This is a genomic window from Sphaerisporangium sp. NPDC005288, from assembly GCF_040607475.1.
Taxonomy (GTDB): Bacteria; Actinomycetota; Actinomycetes; order Streptosporangiales; family Streptosporangiaceae; genus Sphaerisporangium; species Sphaerisporangium rhizosphaerae.
In genome coordinates this window covers 104398-122499 of the sequence record NZ_JBEXGT010000013.1, presented here as the reverse complement: position 1 = coordinate 122499, position 18102 = coordinate 104398, and the positions used below count along the sequence as shown (strand labels likewise).

The 18102-nt window shown below is 72.0% G+C and carries 19 protein-coding genes; 10 read left to right on the top strand and 9 right to left on the bottom strand.

Translation table 11 applies throughout. From position 1 onward, the window contains the following. Positions 1-3: 3 nt before the first annotated feature. The 3 genes from ABZU32_RS15000 to mshA all read right to left on the bottom strand — a co-directional run bounded on the left by ABZU32_RS15000 (position 4) and on the right by mshA (position 2811). Positions 4-753 (bottom strand): phosphoglyceromutase, encoded by a 750-nt coding sequence (locus tag ABZU32_RS15000; protein ID WP_354922123.1) that lies wholly within the window; start codon positions 751-753, stop codon positions 4-6. A 159-nt stretch (positions 754-912) separates the two neighbouring features. Then, complete coding sequence (locus tag ABZU32_RS14995) at positions 913-1437, bottom strand: YbjN domain-containing protein (protein WP_354852325.1); 525 nt, start codon at positions 1435-1437, stop codon at positions 913-915. An 84-nt stretch (positions 1438-1521) separates the two neighbouring features. Then, complete coding sequence (mshA, locus tag ABZU32_RS14990) at positions 1522-2811, bottom strand: D-inositol-3-phosphate glycosyltransferase (RefSeq protein WP_354922120.1); 1290 nt, start codon at positions 2809-2811, stop codon at positions 1522-1524. A 194-nt stretch (positions 2812-3005) separates the two neighbouring features. On the opposite strand from mshA, the gene ABZU32_RS14985 reads away from it, so the two are divergent. Beyond that, positions 3006-3746 carry an SDR family NAD(P)-dependent oxidoreductase gene (locus ABZU32_RS14985; RefSeq protein WP_354852321.1) on the top strand — a complete coding sequence of 247 codons (741 nt, stop codon included), beginning with the start codon at positions 3006-3008 and terminating at the stop codon, positions 3744-3746. Between the two features lie 330 nt (positions 3747-4076). After that, on the top strand, positions 4077-4919 hold the full coding sequence (locus ABZU32_RS14980) for a class I SAM-dependent methyltransferase (RefSeq protein WP_354922117.1): 843 nt from the start codon (positions 4077-4079) through the stop codon (positions 4917-4919). 66 nt (positions 4920-4985) lie between these two features. Here the strand turns inward: ABZU32_RS14980 and ABZU32_RS14975 are convergent, their stop codons facing one another. Further along, positions 4986-5504, bottom strand: a complete 519-nt coding sequence (locus tag ABZU32_RS14975; RefSeq protein WP_354852317.1) for an O-acetyl-ADP-ribose deacetylase — start codon at positions 5502-5504, stop codon at positions 4986-4988. Between the two features lie 142 nt (positions 5505-5646). On the opposite strand from ABZU32_RS14975, the gene ABZU32_RS14970 reads away from it, so the two are divergent. The 7 genes from ABZU32_RS14970 (at position 5647) to ABZU32_RS14940 (ending at position 12420) form a co-directional block, all read left to right on the top strand. Next, the gene (locus tag ABZU32_RS14970; RefSeq protein ID WP_354922114.1) at positions 5647-7857 is read left to right on the top strand and encodes a transglycosylase domain-containing protein; all 2211 of its coding nucleotides are present in this window, start codon (positions 5647-5649) and stop codon (positions 7855-7857) included. Positions 7858-7930: 73 nt separating this feature from the next. Then, positions 7931-8290 (top strand): BlaI/MecI/CopY family transcriptional regulator, encoded by a 360-nt coding sequence (locus tag ABZU32_RS14965; protein WP_354852313.1) that lies wholly within the window; start codon positions 7931-7933, stop codon positions 8288-8290. After that, positions 8287-9213, top strand: a complete 927-nt coding sequence (locus ABZU32_RS14960; RefSeq protein ID WP_354852311.1) for a M56 family metallopeptidase — start codon at positions 8287-8289, stop codon at positions 9211-9213. The genes ABZU32_RS14965 and ABZU32_RS14960 overlap by 4 nt, the downstream gene beginning before the upstream one ends. A gap of 69 nt (positions 9214-9282) precedes the next feature. Continuing rightward, positions 9283-9765, top strand: a complete 483-nt coding sequence (locus ABZU32_RS14955; protein ID WP_354922111.1) for a helix-turn-helix domain-containing protein — start codon at positions 9283-9285, stop codon at positions 9763-9765. Positions 9766-9768: 3 nt separating this feature from the next. Next, positions 9769-10215: a hypothetical protein gene (locus ABZU32_RS14950; RefSeq protein ID WP_354852307.1), complete on the top strand. Its 447-nt coding sequence runs from the start codon at positions 9769-9771 to the stop codon at positions 10213-10215. Positions 10216-10347: 132 nt separating this feature from the next. Then, positions 10348-10689, top strand: coding sequence for a DUF2516 family protein (locus ABZU32_RS14945; protein WP_354852305.1), 342 nt, complete (start codon positions 10348-10350; stop codon positions 10687-10689). 102 nt (positions 10690-10791) lie between these two features. After that, positions 10792-12420: a DUF2207 domain-containing protein gene (locus ABZU32_RS14940; RefSeq protein ID WP_354922108.1), complete on the top strand. Its 1629-nt coding sequence runs from the start codon at positions 10792-10794 to the stop codon at positions 12418-12420. A 58-nt stretch (positions 12421-12478) separates the two neighbouring features. On the opposite strand, the gene ABZU32_RS14935 is transcribed toward ABZU32_RS14940, so the two are convergent. After that, positions 12479-13435: an asparaginase gene (locus tag ABZU32_RS14935; protein ID WP_354922105.1), complete on the bottom strand. Its 957-nt coding sequence runs from the start codon at positions 13433-13435 to the stop codon at positions 12479-12481. Between the two features lie 277 nt (positions 13436-13712). Here ABZU32_RS14935 and dtd point away from each other — a divergent pair, with 277 nt between their 5' ends. After that, on the top strand, positions 13713-14138 hold the full coding sequence (gene dtd / locus ABZU32_RS14930; protein WP_354852300.1) for a D-aminoacyl-tRNA deacylase: 426 nt from the start codon (positions 13713-13715) through the stop codon (positions 14136-14138). 167 nt (positions 14139-14305) lie between these two features. Here the strand turns inward: dtd and ABZU32_RS14925 are convergent, their stop codons facing one another. From ABZU32_RS14925 to ABZU32_RS14910, 4 genes are all read right to left on the bottom strand, one after another. Continuing rightward, positions 14306-15244: a CPBP family intramembrane glutamic endopeptidase gene (locus tag ABZU32_RS14925; RefSeq protein WP_354922233.1), complete on the bottom strand. Its 939-nt coding sequence runs from the start codon at positions 15242-15244 to the stop codon at positions 14306-14308. 53 nt (positions 15245-15297) lie between these two features. After that, positions 15298-15861: a DUF3887 domain-containing protein gene (locus ABZU32_RS14920; RefSeq protein WP_354922102.1), complete on the bottom strand. Its 564-nt coding sequence runs from the start codon at positions 15859-15861 to the stop codon at positions 15298-15300. A gap of 450 nt (positions 15862-16311) precedes the next feature. Then, positions 16312-17376, bottom strand: a complete 1065-nt coding sequence (locus ABZU32_RS14915; RefSeq protein WP_354852298.1) for a folate-binding protein — start codon at positions 17374-17376, stop codon at positions 16312-16314. Positions 17377-17414: 38 nt separating this feature from the next. Further along, a complete protein-coding gene (locus ABZU32_RS14910; RefSeq protein WP_354852296.1) occupies positions 17415-17828 on the bottom strand; it encodes a Fur family transcriptional regulator in 414 nt (137 codons plus the stop codon). Positions 17829-18102 lie beyond the last annotated feature (274 nt).

Genomic DNA, 18102 nt, shown 5'->3' with positions numbered 1-18102 from the left:
TCGCTACTTGGCCTTGCCCTGGTTGGCCACGGCCTCGATGGCCGCCTTGGCCGCCTCGGGGTCGAGGTACTCCCCTCCGGGCTTGACCGGCCGGAAGTCCTCGTCCAGCTCATAGCGCAGCGGGATGCCGGTGGGGATGTTCAGACCGGCGATCTCCTCGTCTCCGATGCCGTCGAGGTGCTTGACCAGGGCGCGCAGGGAGTTGCCGTGGGCGACGACGAGGGTGGTGCGTCCCGCCGCGAGGTCGGGGACGATGTTGTCGTACCAGTAGGGCAGCATGCGGTCGACGACGTCCTTCAGGCACTCGGTGCGCGGCAGCAGCTCCGAGGGCAGCGTGCCGTACCGGGCGTCGCCGGCCTGGGAGAACTCGTCGTCGTCGGCGATCGGCGGCGGCGGCACGTCGTAGGAGCGGCGCCAGAGCATGAACTGCTCGTCGCCGAACTCCTCGCGGGTCTGCGCCTTGTTCTTGCCCTGGAGCGCGCCGTAGTGGCGCTCGTTGAGCCGCCACGAGCGCGTCACCGGCAGCCAGAGCAGGTCGGCCGCGCCGAGCGCCAGGTTGGCGGTGTGGATGGCGCGGGTCAGCACCGAGGTGTGCACCACGTCGGGCCGCACCTGCGCCTCGACCAGCAGCCTGCCGCCGCGCCGCGCCTCTTCCTCGCCCACCGGCGAGAGGGACACGTCGACCCAGCCTGTGAACAGGCCCTTCGCGTTCCACTCGCTCTCGCCATGCCGCAATAGCACCAAAGTAGCCATGCGCCCAAGCTTAGGCCGTGCCCGCTTTACCCGGCGCCGCGCCGCCCCCTGGGCGGGGCCCCCTTCACCTGGGCTCGGCCGCCCCCGCGGCGGCCCCGGGACGCGCCACCCGGGCTTCTCACCGGCCCGGGGTTTCTCGGCATGCTGCCGAGGCTCCTGTCAGCCCCCGGGGTTCTCACCGGCTTCGGGGTTCTCCCGCCGGCCGCGCTCGACGATGCCCTCGAAAGCGCGCAGGTTGGCGAGGGACTCCCCGCGCTTGACCCGCCAGTCCCACTCGCGGCGGATGGAGGAGGCGAACCCCAGCTCCAGCGCGCGGTCGAACCACTCGTCGGCGTAGGTGAGGACGCAGCCCAGCAGGCGGTCGATCTCCTGGTCCGACACCGCCGCGAGCGGCAGCCGCCCGACGAGGTGGACGTCCCCGACCTGGTCCAGGGCGAAGTGCACCCCGTACATGGAGCCGTTCTTGCCCAGCAGCCAGCGGTAGAACTCCAGGTGGTTCTCGTCGGGGCGCCTGCAGAAGAACGCCTCGACGTGCAGCGCCTGGTCGGAGACGGTGAGCCAGGTCATGGTCGCCAGCTTGTGCTGGCCGGGCAGGCGCACCAGGAACGCCCCCGGCTGCGGCCGCTCGTAGGACACCTCGGCCGCCTTGAGCGCGGACTCGACGGCCGCCTCGTGATCTGTCACCGTGCACACTCCCGCGTTCGTCGTGCCGGGCGCCGGTCTCGCCGGTCGCGTACTGTCGCAAGGACAGTACTGCCCCGTCCGCGCTCAGAGGTGCACGCCGACGGGCGTGCGCCGCAACCGGGCCATCGCGCCCGAGTACACCTCCAGCAGGCGCGTGGCGGTGGCCGACCAGCCGAAGGCCGCCGCGTGCTCGGTGGCCCCGGCGGCGAGCGTGTCGCGCCACAGCGGGCGTTCGACGAACGCGCGCAGCGCCTTGGCCCAGGCGTGCGTCTCGTGCCCGTCGACCAGCAGCCCGGACACGCCGTCGCGGACGGCCGTGCGCAGGCCGCCCACCGCGGCGGCGGCCACGGGGGTGCCGCACGCCTGCGACTCCAGCGCGACCAGGCCGAACGACTCGTTGTGCGAGGGGACGACGGTGACGTCGGCGGCGCGGTACCAGTCGGCCAGCTCGGGTTGCGCCGCGGGCGGCGCGAGCCGCAGGACGTCGGAGATGCCCAGTTCGGCGGCCAGGTCGGTCAGGTAGGAGGGGCGGGCCAGGCCGTTGCCGCTCGGCCCGCCGACGCACGCGACGACCAGGCGCGCGCGCAGGGACGGGTCGTCGGCGATCATCCGGGCGGCGGCCCTGAGCAGCACATCGGGGGCCTTGAGGGGCTGGATGCGGCCGACGAAGAGCATGACGTGGGCGTCCTGCGGAAGCCCGAGCCGGTGCCGCGCCGCGCCCTTGGAGGCGGGCCGGAACACCTGGAGGTTGACCCCGGGGTTCACCACCGCGACGCGCTCCTTCGGCGCGTGGTACAGGTCGATCAGCTCGCGGGCCTCGGCGGCGGTGTTGGCGACCAGGCGGTCGGCGACCTCCACGACCTGCTCCTCGCCGAGCACGCGGGCCACCGGCTCGGGCTTGTCGCCGTTGGCCAGCAGCAGGTTCTTGACCTTGGCCATGGTGTGCATGGTGTGCACGAGCGGCACGCCCCAGCGTTCCTTGGCCAGCCAGCCGACCTGGCCGGACAGCCAGTAGTGGGAGTGGATGACGTCGTAGTGCCCCGGCTCGAACATCGCCTCGGTGCGCAGCACGCCGGACAGGAAGCCGCAGAGCTGGCCGGGAAGGTCGCCTTTGTCCAGTTCCTCGTACGGCCCGGCGGTCACGTGCCGCACCGTCACGCCCGGCACGAGCTCGACGGCGGGAGGCAGGTCGCGGGCCGTCTGGCGCGTGAAGATCTCGACCTCGATCCCGAGGGCCGCGAGCCGTTTGGCGGCCTCGACGATGTAGACGTTCATGCCCCCCGCGTCGCCCGTGCCCGGCTGGTCAAGCGGGGACGTGTGCATGCTGATCGTCGCGACCCGGTTGATCCGGCGTGCGACCGGCACTCGCGGCACCGATACCACCTCCAGGAGGTTACTAACTGTCGGAAAGTTCGCGAGATTCCCGGCGGCCTCGGTCCCGCGCGCGGCCTGCCGGGCTCGCGCTGGCAAGATGACGGACGGGCGGCGCGCGAACACCGCCGGACCGAGCGCGAGCCCGTCCGGGGCGCCGGGTATGGAGAAACCGAATCCGACCATGAGGACCGCATATGACGAGAACGGCTGTGGTGACGGGGGCGAGCAGCGGCATCGGGGAGGCGACCGCCCGCCGGCTGGCGGCGGAGGGCTACGACGTCGTGGCCGCCGCGCGGCGCCGTGACCGGCTGGACAAGCTGGCCGCCGAGGTGCCGGCCGTCCGCCCGGTGACTCTGGACGTGACCTCCGAGGAGTCGGTGGCCGAGCTGGCCGCCTCGCTGGACCGCTGCGACGTGCTGGTCAACAACGCCGGCGGAGCCGTCGGCCTGGAGCCGGTGGCGCAGGGGCTGGTGGACGACTGGCGCCAGATGTACGAGGTCAACGTGCTGGGCTCGCTGCGCGTGACCAAGGCCCTGCTGCCGAAACTCGTCGAGTCGGGGGACGGCGTGCTGGTGATGCTGACCTCCACGGCCGGCTTCACCTCCTATGAGGGCGGCGGCGGGTACACCGCGGCCAAGCACGGCCAGACCGCCATGACCGAGACGCTGAGGCTCGAGCTGTGCGGCGAGCCGGTGCGCGTCGTCGAGATCGCTCCCGGCATGGTGCAGACCGAGGAGTTCGCGCTCACCCGGTTCCGCGGCGACGCCGAGCGGGCCCAGCAGGTCTACCAGGGAGTGCCGAACCCGTTGACGGCCGACGACGTGGCCGACGCGATCGCCTGGTGCGTCACCAGGCCCGCTCACGTGAACGTCGACCGGCTGGTCATCCGTCCGCGCGCGCAGGCAGCGCAGCACAAGGTGCACCGGGTCTCCTGAAAGTGACGATCCGCTGAGCATGGTGACATCCGCGTGCTTGCCTGCCATGCATGGACATGTCCGGATGCGGGGGCGTGCCTTCCCATGGACGCGATCCAACGCCCTCGCGTTCCCCATTGTGCCTGTCTTGAGCGTCACGTCCTACTTGCCTGCCTTGCCCACAATGTCGGTTACATCCCGCGGCTGTTCCCCCGTCGCGGCTCCCATGGTTTCCGGGCCCGGCATCGCTCCGGTATCGTCCGCCTTCTCCACACCTCCACCCCCAGGCCACGGCATGCCGCCCCGTCCTGAGCGCCACCCGTCCGCCTTCCCGCGCCCGGTGGGCGCCTTGTGAACGCCGGGCGTCCGCGAGGCGGCGGGACGGCGCCGAGCAGGCCGGTCGGCGAGATCACCCGGGGCACCACGGGACACAACCGCCTGCGCCGCGCCGACCGCTGGACCTGTGCCGTCTACGGCCGTCTGCTGGTCTCCGCGGACCGCCCGCTGGTGGTCGACCTCGGGTACGGGGCCTCGCACGTCACCACCTCCGAGCTGTTCACCCGCCTGCGGCGCGTCCGCCCCGACGTGCAGGTGGTGGGCATCGAGATCGACCCGGCCCGCGTCGCCGCGGCCAGACCGTTCGAGCGGCCGGGGCTGAGCTTCGTCCGGGGCGGGTTCGAGCTCCCCGTCGAGCGGCGGCCGCTGATCGTCCGGGCGTTCAACGTGCTCAGGCAGTACGACGAGGCGCAGGCCTGGCAGGCGTGGGACCTGCTGCGCTCACGCCTGGCCGCCGATGGCGTGATCATCGAGGGCACCTGCTCGGAGATCGGCCACCGGGCCGCGTGGGTGGCGCTGGACGCGCGGGGGCCGCGCACGGTGACGCTCTCGGCCCGGCTCGCGGGCTTCGAGCGCCCCTCCGACCTGGCCGAGCGGCTGCCGAAGACGCTCATCCACCGCAACGTGCCCGGGGAGCGCGTCCACGCCTTCCTGCGCGACTTCGACCACGCGTGGGCCCTCGCGGCGCCGTACGGGGCCTACGGCGCCCGCCCTCGGTGGACGGCCGCGGTGGAACGGCTGGCCGAGACCTGGCCCGTGGCGACCACACCGCCGCTCGGCGGCAGGCGGCGCCGGCGACTGGGCGAGGTCACCCTCCCCTGGACGGCGCTGGCCCCGGACGCCCGCCCCTCGGCCTGACCCCGAGCCCGCGCGTCCTCACCGAGCCCACGCACGAGCGCGCCCGCTCGAGGGCGCCGCCGCGTGCTACGCGCGCAGGCCGGCGAGCGCCGTCTCGAACGCCGCGTACGCCGGGGCGCCGAACAGCACGAACCGCGCCTCCACCACCGAGGTCGACGCCCGCAGCACCGTGGACAGGGCGATGCGGGCGGCGTCGTCCATCGGCCAGCCGTAGATGCCCGCCGACACGGCGGGGAAGGCGACGGTCTCGGCCTCCAGCTCGTCGGCGACGCGCAGGGACTCGGCGTAGCAGGAGGCGAGCAGGTGGGAGCGGTCCTGCGACCTGGCGTACACCGGCCCCACCGTGTGGATCACCCACCGGGCCGGCAGCCTGCCCGCCGTGGTGGCCACCGCCTGCCCCGTCGGCAGGCCCTTCTCGTACCGGGACGCGCGCAGCGCGCGGCACTCGCGCAGGATGTCGGGGCCGCCGCGCCGGTGGATGGCGCCGTCCACCCCTCCCCCGCCGAGCAGCGAGGAGTTCGCGGCGTTGACGATCGCGTCCACGCTCTGCTCGGTGATGTCACCCTGGACGAGGGTCAGCTCCATGCGCCCGCCTTTCGTGATCGGGCCGAAGTCCTGGAGCCGGGATGCCTCGAAAGGGCTCCTCACCGGCGACGGACGGACCGACGGGCAATCATTGTCTCCTCTACGGTTTAGGTTAAACCCTAATGTCGATAGGGGAGGGTTGATGTTCAGCCTCGGGGAGCAGGGCCCGGACCACGAGCTCGGCGAGCGGTACGAGGGCACGCCCGCGCGACGCGCGCTGACCGGCGTCGCCCGCCTCGCCGCCGCCGCGGTGGCCGCGGGGGTGCTGGTCGCGGGCCTGGCGCTGCCCGTGGTGGGCGGCGGGGGCGCGGCCGTGGTGCAGGCGTCGGACGAGCTGAACCTCAAGCCGGCCGACCTGATGGAGCCGCCGCTGGCGGAGAAGACCACCGTCCTGGACGCCAAGGGCAAGCCCATCGCCCAGTTCTGGGACGTCTACCGCGAGGTCGTGTCGCTCGACGCGGTGGCCGAGGTGATGAAGACGGCGATCGTCTCCATCGAGGACTACCGCTTCTACCAGCACGGCGCCATCGACCTGGAGGGCACGGCCCGCGCCCTGGCCCGCAACCTGCAGTCGGGCGGGGTGAGCCAGGGCGGCTCGAGCATCACCCAGCAGTACGTCAAGCAGGTGCTGCTCAACGCGGCCGTCACCGACAAGGAGAAGAAGAAGGCGCTGGAGGCCAGCTACGCGCGCAAGCTGAACGAACTGCGGTTCGCCATGGCCGTCGAGCAGAAGTACACCAAGGACGAGATCCTCGAGAAGTACCTGAACATCGCCTACTTCGGGGCGGGCGCCAACGGGGTGGAGGCCGCGGCCAAGCGGTTCTTCGGCGTGCACGCCTCCCACCTCAACCTGTGGCAGGCGGCGACGCTGGCCGGCGCGGTGCAACTGCCCACCGCCACCGACCCCGAGGGCGGCAAGAAGAACCGGCAGAGGCTGCTCGAGCGGCGCAACACCGTGCTCGACCGCATGGCCCAGCTCGGCAAGATCACCCCGGCGCAGGCCGCCGAGGCCAAGTCCAAGAAGCTCGGCTACAAGGGCACCCCGCTGCCCGGCAACTGCACGGCCAGCCCCTACCCGTACTTCTGCGTGTACCTGCGCGAGGAGTTCCTGCGCAACCCGGCCTTCGGCAAGACCGAGGAGGACCGCGCCCGGCTGCTCTACCGCGGCGGCCTGACGATCAAGTCCACTCTCGACCCGCGCATGCAGGCCGCGGCCGAGAAGGCCATCGAGAAGCACGTCTACGCCACCGACGGCCCGGTCGCCTCCGAGGCGCTGCTCCAGCCGGGCACCGGAGCGATCAAGGCGATGGCGGCCAGCCGGCCGTACGGCACCTCGGCCCGCAAGGGCGAGATGTCGTACAACATCGTGGCGGACACGGCGCACGGCGGCATCGGGGGCCTCCAGGCGGGCTCGACCTTCAAGACCTTCACGCTGATCACGGCGCTGAAGCAGGGCATGAAGATCAACGACGGCTTCACCGTCGGCAGCGGCTTCCGCGCGTCGGGGTACGGCGACTTCAAGAACTGCGCCGGCGGCCGCATCGGCGACCCGACGCACACCATCACCAACGACGAGGGCGGCGGCGGCTTCAAGACGCTGCAGACCGGCACCTGGAACTCCGTCAACACCTTCTTCCTGGAGCTGGAGCGCCGGGTCGGCCTGTGCCCCACCGTCCAGACCGCCAAGTCGCTGGGCATCAAGCGCGCCGACGGGGCCCCGCTGAAGGAGTTCGAGACCTTCACCCTCGGCATCAACGAGATGGACCCGGTGACCGTCGCCAACGCCTACGCCGCGATCGCCGCCCACGGGAAGTACTGCGCTCCCATGGTGATCACGCAGGTCACCGACCAGGCCGGCAAGGTCACCGACCACTCCCCCCGGTGCCGCCAGGCGCTGGAGCCCGCGATCGCCGACGCCACGGCGCACATCCTGTCCGGGGTGCTGACCAAGGGGACGATGCGGGCCGTGGGCGGCATCGGCCGCGACGCCGCCGGCAAGACCGGCACCAACGACGATCAGGCGAGCGCCTGGTTCGCCGGCTTCACCCCCGACCTCGCCGCCGCGGTCAGCCTCGGCGACCCGCGGGGCGCGATCGCGCACAAGCTGAACGGGGTCACCATCGGCGGGCGGTACTTCGGCGCGGTGTTCGGGGCGACCATCCCCGGCCCGATCTGGAAGGACACCTTCCTGGCCGCGCTGAAGGGCGTGGACCCGACGCCGTTCGCGCCGCTCGACACCGCCCGGTTCGGCGGCTGCGGCGCCGAGTGCCTGCCCGACCGGCCCACCCCGGACGACGACACCCCGCCGGGCGACGCCGTGGTCGTCACCCCTGGCGTGACCGAAAGCCGCTGACCCCGGCGGGTAGGCCAGGCTCACCGTCCGGCCCTCTACGCGACGTAGTACTACTCGGGGTAGGCTTGTCCGCGTGAAGGGTCTCGGCGAGCTTGAACGCAGCATCATGGACATTCTGTGGGCGGAGGACGTCCCGTTGACCGCCAGGGAGGTCGGCCGTCTGATCGCCGACCGCGACCTCGCCCCGACGACCGTGATGACGGTGCTCGACCGGCTGACCCGCAAGGGCTTCCTCAACCGCACCCGCGACGGGCGCGCCTGGCGGTACGCTCCGGCGGCCGGCCGCGACGCGTACGTGGCGGAGCTTATGCTGGAAGCCCTCGACATGACCGGTGACCGCTCGGCGGCGCTCACGCGCTTCGCCCAGACGGTCTCGGGCTCCGAGGCCGACATCCTCCGCAGAGCACTCACGGAGCTGGAAGAGGAAGAGTGATCGCAGCCGCCGTCCTTGCCGCGCTCGCCACGGCGTGCGCGCTCGGGGCATGGCGGCTCACGTTCGCCCGGTGGCCGTGGCGGGCCCCCCGGTCGGCCATCCTGCTCTGGCAGTCGCTCGGCGTGACATGGGGTCTGGCCAGCGTCGGCGCGTTGCTGGCCTACGCGCTGGAGCCTTACGGCGCGGGGGTGCTGTACGGGCTGCACACCTTCGCCGACTCGGCGATCTCCCTCGGCATGGGCCACGGCCTGCTCCGTCCCGCGGACCTGCCGCGCCTGGCCGCGCTCGCCGCGGGCCTGAGCCTGCTGGCCGTGCTGGTCGTGGTGCTGCTCGCCGCCGGCGCCACGACGCTGCGCGCCCGCCGGCGCCACCGCGTGCTGCTCGCCCTCATCGCCCACGACGACCCGGGAGTGCCGGGCGTGCGCATCGTCGACCACCCGGGCGCCGCCGCGTACTGCCTGCCGGGCCTGCGGTCGGAGGTCGTCGTCAGCGCGGGCACGCTGTCGCTGCTCAGCCAGGACGAGCTCACCGCCGTGCTGGCCCACGAGGCGGCCCACGTCCGCGAGCGGCACGACCTGGTCCTGCTGCCGTTCACCGCGCTCAGCTGGGCCCTGCCGTGGCTCGGCGTGGTGCGCAACGCGCACTCCTCGGTCGCCCTGCTGGTCGAGATGGCCGCCGACGACCGCGCCCGCCGCTACTGCTCGCCGCGCCGCCTGGCGACGGCGCTGCTGCGTTTCGGCACGGCCGGGGCGGTGCCTGCCCCCGACGGCGCCCTCGGCGCGGGCAGCGACCACGTGATGGCCCGGGTGAACCGGCTGGTCAAGCCGGGCGCCACGCTTCCCCGGCGGGTCCGCTACAGCCTGGTGACGTTCTCGGTGCTGCTGTCGGCCTCCGCTCCGCTGCTCTGGATGTATCCCGGCTGACCCCCGACGCGCTTGCTGGCGTTCGCCATAGTGTTTGCATTTGCAAGCAGCACGACGCATACTGGAGGCATGGAACTACCGAAGGTCGGCTCGATCGGTGAGTACATCCGCGATCAGCGGACGCAGGCGAAGATCTCGCTGCGCCAGCTCGCCACGCAGGCCGGGGTGTCCAACCCCTACCTGAGCCAGATCGAACGCGGGCTGCGCAAGCCGAGCGCGGAGATCCTGAACCAGATCGCCAAGGGCCTGCGCATCTCTTCGCAGGCGCTGTACGTCCAGGCCGGTCTCATCGAGGAACGCGAGCCGGACAGCGATGTGCTGGCCGCCATCCGCGTCGACCGCACTCTCACCGAGCGGCAACGCCAGGTGCTGACCGATATCTACGAGTCGTTCCGCAAGGAGAACCGAGCCGAGGCTCCGCCCGAAGCCGAGCAGTCCGCCGAGACCGCCCGCTCCGAGCCGGAACCCCGAGAGGTCGACGCGGTTCCCGTGGAGGAGGCCGCGACCTCCTCGCCGAACGGCCGCATCCAACCAGAATCCAAGGAAGGTTGACCCATGCCTCTCAACGACGAGGTCAAGAAGCTCGCCGAGTCCAAGCCGTTCTACGCCGTCGCCGGCGCGGGCGACTTCGCGGTCGAGAAGCTCCGTGAGCTGCCCGAGCAGCTCCACCGCCTGCAGTCGCGCCGGTCCGAGGTCGGCGCCGTCGCGCGCGACCTGCCCACCATGGCCAAGAAGTACGCCAGCGACGTGCAGGTCAAGGCCGAGGCCGTCGCCAAGGACTTCCCCGAGAAGGCCAAGGAGTACGCCGACACCATCAGCGCCAAGGCCGTGCTGCTCTACGACCAGTTCGCCGACCGCGGCCGCAAGGTCGTCAGCCGGGTGACCGGCGAGGCCGCCCTGGAGCTGGAGGAGGTCTCCACCTCCGCCGAGCCGGCGATCGCCTCCCGTCCGGCCGGCCCTCGCAGGACCACCCGCACCACCGGCTCCGGCACCAAGGCCTGAGCCACCCGCTTCCGCGCCCGTCCCGGAACTCCGGGGCGGGCTTGGTGCGTTCACGGGACGGGACGGCGTCCGCCAGGCCCCCGGCCGGGCTAGGCTGAAGCCGGCCGTTCATATGACCCCCTGGGAGAGGCGATGTTCGAGATTCACAGTTTCCTGGATCTCATTTTCTGGGTGCTCGCCATCGCGGCCTTCGGCATGTGCGGGTGGGCCCTCTTCCACGCCATCCGCACTCCCGCCCGCGCGTTCGCCATCGCCGGCAAGCTGAGCAAGAAGCTCTGGCTGCTGTTCCTTAGCCTGGCGACCCTGTTCACCTTCGCCGCCGTGGTCGGGTACGCCGGACTGACGGCCATCAGCTTCTTCACGATCATCTCGGTCATCGCCTCCGGGGTGTACCTGGCCGACGTCAAGCCGGCCGTGGGCGAGATCGGCCGGGGCGGCCGCGGCGGCAACAACGGCCCGTACGGCCCCTGGTGACCGCGCCGGCCGGCCACCGAGGTTGTCCGGGTTTGTTGGCCGTTGATCAGGCGTGGGCGTTCCCATAACGGCTGTCGGCGCCGACCGCTAGGCTGACGCCCCATGGTGGATCTCCTTCGTCGATGCGCGCTCGCGGCCGCGCTGGGCCTCCTCGTGACCGCCCCGGCCGCCCACGCCGAGGCCGCGGACGGCGTGAGCAAGGCCGACGTCACCGTGGAGCTGCGGCCCGGCGGCGTCCTGCACGTCAAGGAGCAGATCACCTACACCGGCCAGGTCCGGCGCACGCTGCTCACCCACACCCGCTACGACGACGCCAACGACCGCGTCTACCGCGTCACCGGCTTCAAGGGCGAGGGCGCCCTCGCCGGCGACACCATCACCCTCGGCGGCAAGGGCACGGCCACCATCGAGTACGACGTGGCCGGCGCCGTCACCCCGGTCGGCGGCGGCGAGGAACTGCGCTGGTACGCCGTCAACGGCTGGTCGGCCCCCGTCCAGCAGGCCCTGGTCCGGCTGAGCGGCCCCGCCCCCCTGCAGTCCCTCTCATGCTTCGCCGGCGACCTCACCGCGGCCACCGGCTGCACCGCCGCCTCCATGGACGAGAGCGGCACGCGCGCCGAGTTCGAGCAGCAGGGGCTCGGCCCCGGCCAGGCGCTCACCGTGGTGGCCGGCTTCCCCGCGGGCGCCAGCGGGGGCACGCCGATCCTCGAGCGGCGCTTCGAACTGTCCAACGCCTTCACCCTCAACCCGGTCACCGGCGGCGCGCTCGGCGGGCTGCTGGTGCTGCTGCTCGGCGGCGTCGCGCTGCTCTACTGGACCCGCGGCCGGGACGCCCGCGTCATCGACCACGAGGCCGGCGCCCCGGTCACCACGCTGCGCGACGGCCACTTCTCCCCGCCCGACGGCGTCCGTCCCGGGCAGGTCGGCACGCTGATCGACGAGCAGGCCGACGTGATCGACGTGACGGCCACCATCGTCGACCTCGCCGTCCGCGGCTACGTCCACATCGAGGAGCAGCCGCGCGGCGCCTACGACGCGCCCGACTGGCGGCTGGTCAAGGTCGCGGGCGCGCCCATGGACGACCTGCTCGACTACGAGCGGGCACTGCACATGGCGATCTTCGACGGCCGCGACGCGGTGCTGCTGTCGGAGCTGCACGGCTCGTTCACGGCCGGGCTCGGCAAGGTGCGCGACGCGCTCTACCGCGACGTCGTCGCCCAGGGCTGGTTCGCCCGGCGGCCCGACTCCGTGCGCACCCGCTGGACCACCGTCGGGGTGGTGGTCACGGTGCTCGGCGTGCTGGCCACGGTGCTGCTGGCCTGGTTCACCACCTACGGCCTGATCGGCCTGGCCCTGATCATCGCCGGGGCGGCGCTGTCGGTGGGCGGGCAGTACATGCCGGCCAAGACCGCGCGCGGCTCCTCCGCCCTCGCCCACACCCTGGGCTTTCGCGACTACCTCGCCTCCGGTGAGATCGGCGAGGTGCCCCCGGCCCAGCGCATCGAGCTTTTCTCGCGCTACCTGCCCTACGCCGTGGTCTTCGACAACGTCGACCGCTGGGCGCGCGTGGTGGGCTCGCTGAACGGCAACGGCACGCGGGCCGACCACCTGTACTGGTACCACGGCCCGGCCGAGTGGGACCTGTCGAAGTTCGCCGACTCCATGCGCACGTTCACGCTGACCACCTCCGGCGCCATCTCCACCTCCCGCCAGTTCCGCCGCGCCATCTGACCTCCTCCCGGTGCGCGCCGCCCGGCGTGCGCCGCCGCGGGCGAGGCCGTGCGGGCGGTCACACCGGGCCGCGGACGCGAACCTCGCCGACGGGGCGCCCGCCGCCGAACTGCGGCGGAGTGGCCAGCGTGGTGAGCTCCGCGGCCTCCAGACCGAGCCCCAGCGCGCGCAGCGTGGCGACCGTCACCGGGACCCGGGCGCGCGCGTTGCCGTCCTCGATCTTGACGGTGGCCGCGTGGCCGTCGTCGAAGGCGAACGCGTCGAACCCCTCGGCGCCCGACTTGACCATGAGTCCGGGGACGGCCCGCATCAGCGTGGCCTCCGGGCGGGTGGTGCCCGAGGTCCATTCGGGGTGGGCGCGCATCGCGTCGGCGACGCGCCGCTCGTGGCCGCCCGGCTCGGCCAGCGCGAGGGCGCGGAACGCCCGGGCGATGCCGGCCATGGAGGAGAAGAACAGCGGCGCGCCGCAGCCGTCCACGCCGGTGGCGGCGACCCGCTCGCCGGTCAGCTCCTCGGCGGTGGCGCGGATGGCCCGCTGCAGCGGGTGGGCGGGGTGGAGGTAGTCGGAGGTGCGCCAGCCGTTGACCACGCAGGTGGCCAGCATGGCCGCGTGCTTGCCCGAGCAGTTCATGGTGAGCCTGGCCGGGCCGCCGCCCGCGCGCAGCACGCGGTGCGCGGTCGCGACGTCGAGCGGGAGGTCCTCAGGGCACTGCAGGGCCGACTCGTCCAAGCCCGCGACGGCCAGGATCTTCAGCACGCCCTCCAGGTGGAAGTCCTCACCGGAGTGGCTGGAGCACGCCAGCGCCAGCAGCTCACCGTCCAGCTCCAGCCCGGCGCGAAGCATGCCGACCGCCTGGATGGGCTTCATCGACGAGCGCGGCGAGGCCGCGGCGGCGACGTCCCCGTGGACGACGGCGGTCTTGCCCTCGGCGTCCACGGCGAACACCCAGGCCCGGTGGACCGACTCGACGAACCCCGAACGAACGACTTCCACGATCAACGGCGCAACGGACACGTCTTCTCCTCTCGCACATGAGTCTACGGACGGACGATCAGTGCCGTTCATCCGGCGACCATTCGGCGCCGGCACGCGGACGGCTTGCCCGGCGTACCCACGATGTGGACCTTGACGCGCGACGGCGGGACGCGGCTGACCGGCCCGCCGCACCCGGCCAAGAGCGCGAGTGACCGGCGTCCGCGCCTCGCCGAGAAGCGGGTCACCGGCCGGGCGCGCCTCGCCGGGGGCGCGGCGGGTTCGCGGGGGTCCACAGGCGGTGGAAGAATCGGGGACCATGCGCGCCGTTGTCCAGAGGGTCGGTTCCGCCTCCGTGGTCGTCGACGGGCGGACCGTCGGAGCCATCGACGAGCCCGGCCTGCTCGTGCTGGTCGGCGTGACCCACGACGACGGCCCCGCCCATGCGGCCAAGCTCGCCGCCAAGCTGTGGGGCCTGCGCATCCTGTCCGGCGAGAAGTCCTGCTCCGACATCGGCGCCCCCCTGCTGGTGGTCAGCCAGTTCACCCTCTACGGCGACGCGCGCAAGGGCCGCCGGCCGACCTGGCAGGCGGCGGCGCCCGGGCCGGTGGCCGAGCCGCTGGTCGAGGCCGTCGTGGCCGAGTTGCGCGCACTCGGCGCCCGGGTGGAGACCGGCGTGTTCGGCGCCGACATGAAGGTCGCGCTGGTCAACGACGGCCCCATCACACTCGTCATCGACATCTGACACCGCCCACCCGGGCCGGGCCGGCGGAACCCCGGTCGGCCCGAGCACGACATCCCGCCGCAGGCGACCTCCCGCCGCAGGCGACCTCCCGCCGAGGGCGGTGTCCGGCCGGGGGCGGCTTGGCCGGGGCTTCAGGGGGCCGGTGGCAATGAGGAAAGGTCTCCTGGTCAGCCTGTGGTTCGTGTGAGACGAGCTTCACGGTCATGGGTGCTTCGCGGAGCGAACTGTCCCGTGGCGATCAGGATCACGACGAGCGCGAGCGGCACGATCCACCCGCTCCAGCCGAGGACCGTCGCCTGCGTGGTGTCGACGTGCTCGCCGGCCCTGGCGAACAGGAGGTAGGTTCCGCCCGCCCCATTGAACGCGGCATGCGCGAGGGCCGCGGGCCACACCAACCCCGATCGCAGCCGCAGCCAGCCGAAGACCGCGCCGACCAGGATGCACATGCCGACCATCATGGTCACGCCGAGCCAGCCCGGCGCATCCGGGTAGTTGTACCCGAGGAGAATGAGCGGAGCGTGCCAGAGGCCCCAGATCACGCCCGAGATCAGGAGGGCTGGGAGTGTACCGAGCGGCATCAGTTTCGGCAGCAGCCACCCTCGCCACCCGAGTTCCTCCCCCAGCGCAGGGATGAGGTTGATGAACGCCGCCAAGGGGAGTGTGGCGAGCTGGATGACGATGAGCGCGCCGATCGGTATCGGGATTTCGGCCACTCCCGCGGCGCCCGCCTGCTCGTCGAGGACCTGCTGGAAGGCGGAGAAGTTCACGAAATCGGCCGGGTAGACCCCCAGCAGCGCGCCGACCGGGAGCGCCACCAGGACGAGCGCGATGGACACGATGATCCCCAGCGCCGCGTAGCCGAGCAGGCTCCGGACCGGTCGCAACGGCCACAGTCCGAGCGTCCACGTCTTGTGCTGCGGCCGCTCGACGAAGAACACGACGACGAGGGCGGCGATCGCGGGGGTCATCATCGTGGCTACGGCCACGAGGGTGAACCAGGGGGCGGCGAGTCCGTCACCGAACCAGAGCGGCAGCGCGAGGAGCCAGGCGAGCGCGAACGCCAGGGTGGTGAACACACCGATGGATCGCAGATCGCGGCCGCTCATGCGGGGTCCGCCCCGGGGCGTGGCCGTCTTCGATCCGCCTGGAGATTCGATGGTCACGACGTCCGCCTCTCGAGGATGTGCAGACCGGCGATGGTGCGGTCGTCGCGGAACGCGATGCGTGCCGTGTAGTCGCCCGCCTCCAACGCGAGCGGCGTGTTCGTGATCGTCACGTCGCCGGCCCGGGTGACCTCAGGCTCTCCGAACCCCTCGAAGGCTCCCGACAGGCCGACGATCTGCGCCCACGCGGCCGCGAGCGCGTCCTCCGACAGGCCATCGCGCATAGTCGGATCGAACTGCTCGGTGACCCGCGTCCATCGCCCGGACGCGAGGTCCTCGATCACCGAGGCGGCCAGTTCCGCGACGCCGGGCAGGGGCGTGGTGTTCATGGATTCTCCTGTTCGTGGATCGATCGGTCTGCCGTAGCGCTGAAACGCCGCCTGCCGGCTCACGCCGAGCGCATCACCGATGACCTGCCACGTGGCGCCGTTCTGGCGCGCCTGCTGCACGACGGCACGCACGACGTCATCGGCGGCCGCCTGCATGCTCACGGCGCGCCCTATCGAGTCGGCCCAGTCGTCGCTCCTCGTCAGGACACGCGAGGCGAGGAACGCCTCCATGCGCGCCTTCAAGGCCCGCACCGCCTCTGTCAACATCTCTTGCACTCGTAAACCATAGCTTTACAAATGGGCTGTGCGTCAAGAGAGATTGCTGGGACCATGCGGCTGGAGTCGAACGCTGGCGAGCGTTTTAGCAGCTCAGAGCATTGACCTTGCGATGCCCCGGTCCGCGGCGATTCCCGGATTCACTGCGGACCGGGCATCGGGTCCACGGCGCGCATGGCGTCGGCCGGGGTCGGCACTCGCGGCAACGTCGACAAGCGCGCGGCCTTGACGAACCGGCCGGTGTGATCGGTGCCGGTCACCGCGCCCGAACGCGAGCGGCACGGCGAACCGGTCCGGCATTGACCCACCACGGTGACCGAACGGAGACGTCAGCCGGGGGATCTTTCGTTACCGCAGGTCAGACGCGACTTCGTGGAAAATTTCTCTATCGCTACTGGGACCTCTTCAGCGGATGCGGCGGCGCAGAGCGGGGTCGATGGTGACGTTGCGCCCGGCGTCCGGCGGCACCACGACCTCCTGGGTGGCGGCGACCCCGCCGGCCAGCAGCGCGATGTCCACCGGCACGGTGCGCTTCACCACGGCCAGCGCGATGGGGCCTAGCTCGTGGTGGCGGACGGCGGTGCCGACGAAGCCCACCTGCCCCGGCTCGGCGGCGCCCTCCACCGCGGCCTCCGGGTCGGCCTCGCGCGGCGAGCCGACGCCGAACGTCACCGGCGCCCCGTGCGGCGGCAGGGTGTCGACGCTGCCGTCCAGGTGCAGGAAGACCAGGCGGCGCGGCGGGTGGCCGAGGTTGTGCACCCGTGCGACGGTCTCCTGCCCGCGGTAGCACCCCTTGGACAGGTGGACGGCCGAGCCGATCCAGCCGACCTCGTGCGGGATCGTCTTGTGGTCGGTCTCGAAGCCCTCGCGGGGAAGGTGCGCCTCGACGCGCAGCGCCTCGTAGGCCCACAGGCCCGCCGGGCGCAGGCCGAGCTCGGCCGGGAGCCCGGCCAGCCGTTCGCGCGGGACCAGCAGGTCGCCGCCGATGGCGATCGCCCCCTCGGGCGCGGACACGGCGGCGCCCTCGTCTCCCGCGCCCGGGGCCCGGACCGTGACGACCGCGTACGCGGAGGTCAGGTCGTCGACCTCGACGCGCATCATGAACCGCATCTTCAGCAGGAAGGCGATGAGCGCGGCCGAGGTGCCGGGCTCCACGTGGGCCCAGAGCGACTCGCCGTCGTCGACCAGGGTGAGATGGTGCTCCAGCCTGCCCTGCGGGTCGAGGAACAGCGTCTGCGACGGGGTGCCCGGCGGGAGTGTGTCGACCTTCTGCGAGGTGAGGCTGTTGATCCAGCCGAGCCGGTCGGGGCCGGAGATCCGCAGGACGTCGCGGTTGCCGCGGTCGACGAGGGCCCGCCCTTCGGCCAGCGCGCGTTGCTCGGCGTACGGCTCGCCGTAGTGGGCGGCCACGGCGTGGTCGGGAGACTCGGCGGCGACCGCGCCTGGCGTGTCAAGCAGAGGGCTACGCATGCCCCAAGGTTATTGCGCCGGGCAGGTCGCGGGGACCTTCAGGACCGGCAGTCGCGGCAGCGGCCGAAGACGGTCAGGTGGTGGACGTCGGTCTCGAAGCCGAGCTGGTCGTTGAGCGTGGTCACCAGGCCGTCGACCATCTCGGGACGGACCTCGGTGATCTGGCCGCACCCCCGGCAGACCAGGTGGACGTGGTCGGCCTTGCTCGCCAGGTGGTAGGTGGGCGCGCCGTGGCCGAGATGGGTGTGGGTGACCATGCCCAGCTCTTCGAGCAGTTCCAGCGTGCGGTAGACGGTGGAGATGTTGACGCCTCTCGCGGTCTCCTGCACCTGCCCGCAGATGTCCTCAGGAGTGGCGTGTCCGAGCCGGGTCACCGCCTCCAGCACCAACTGCCGTTGCGGAGTCACCCGGTATCCGCGCGCGCGCAACTCCTCGTGCCATGTCCCGGTCATGGAATGAGTCTACGAGCAGCGGAGGGAAGCAACGCCGGTGTAACCGGTTGCGGCCCGCCGTAAATAATCGCTTGCCCCCGCGCCGGAGGCTCGCATAGCGTACGAAGCACGCAGAAGGGAGGTGGTCCAAACAATGGTTAGTCATTATTGGGCTAGCGAGGTGGCTGTCCGCTAGGACATCGCCCATCGGGACCTTCGTCCAGATGATGTCGTGCCCTCCCGGGCACCGGCGACGTCCGGCGAATCCAAGCAGACACCGGAACCCCGGGCAGTC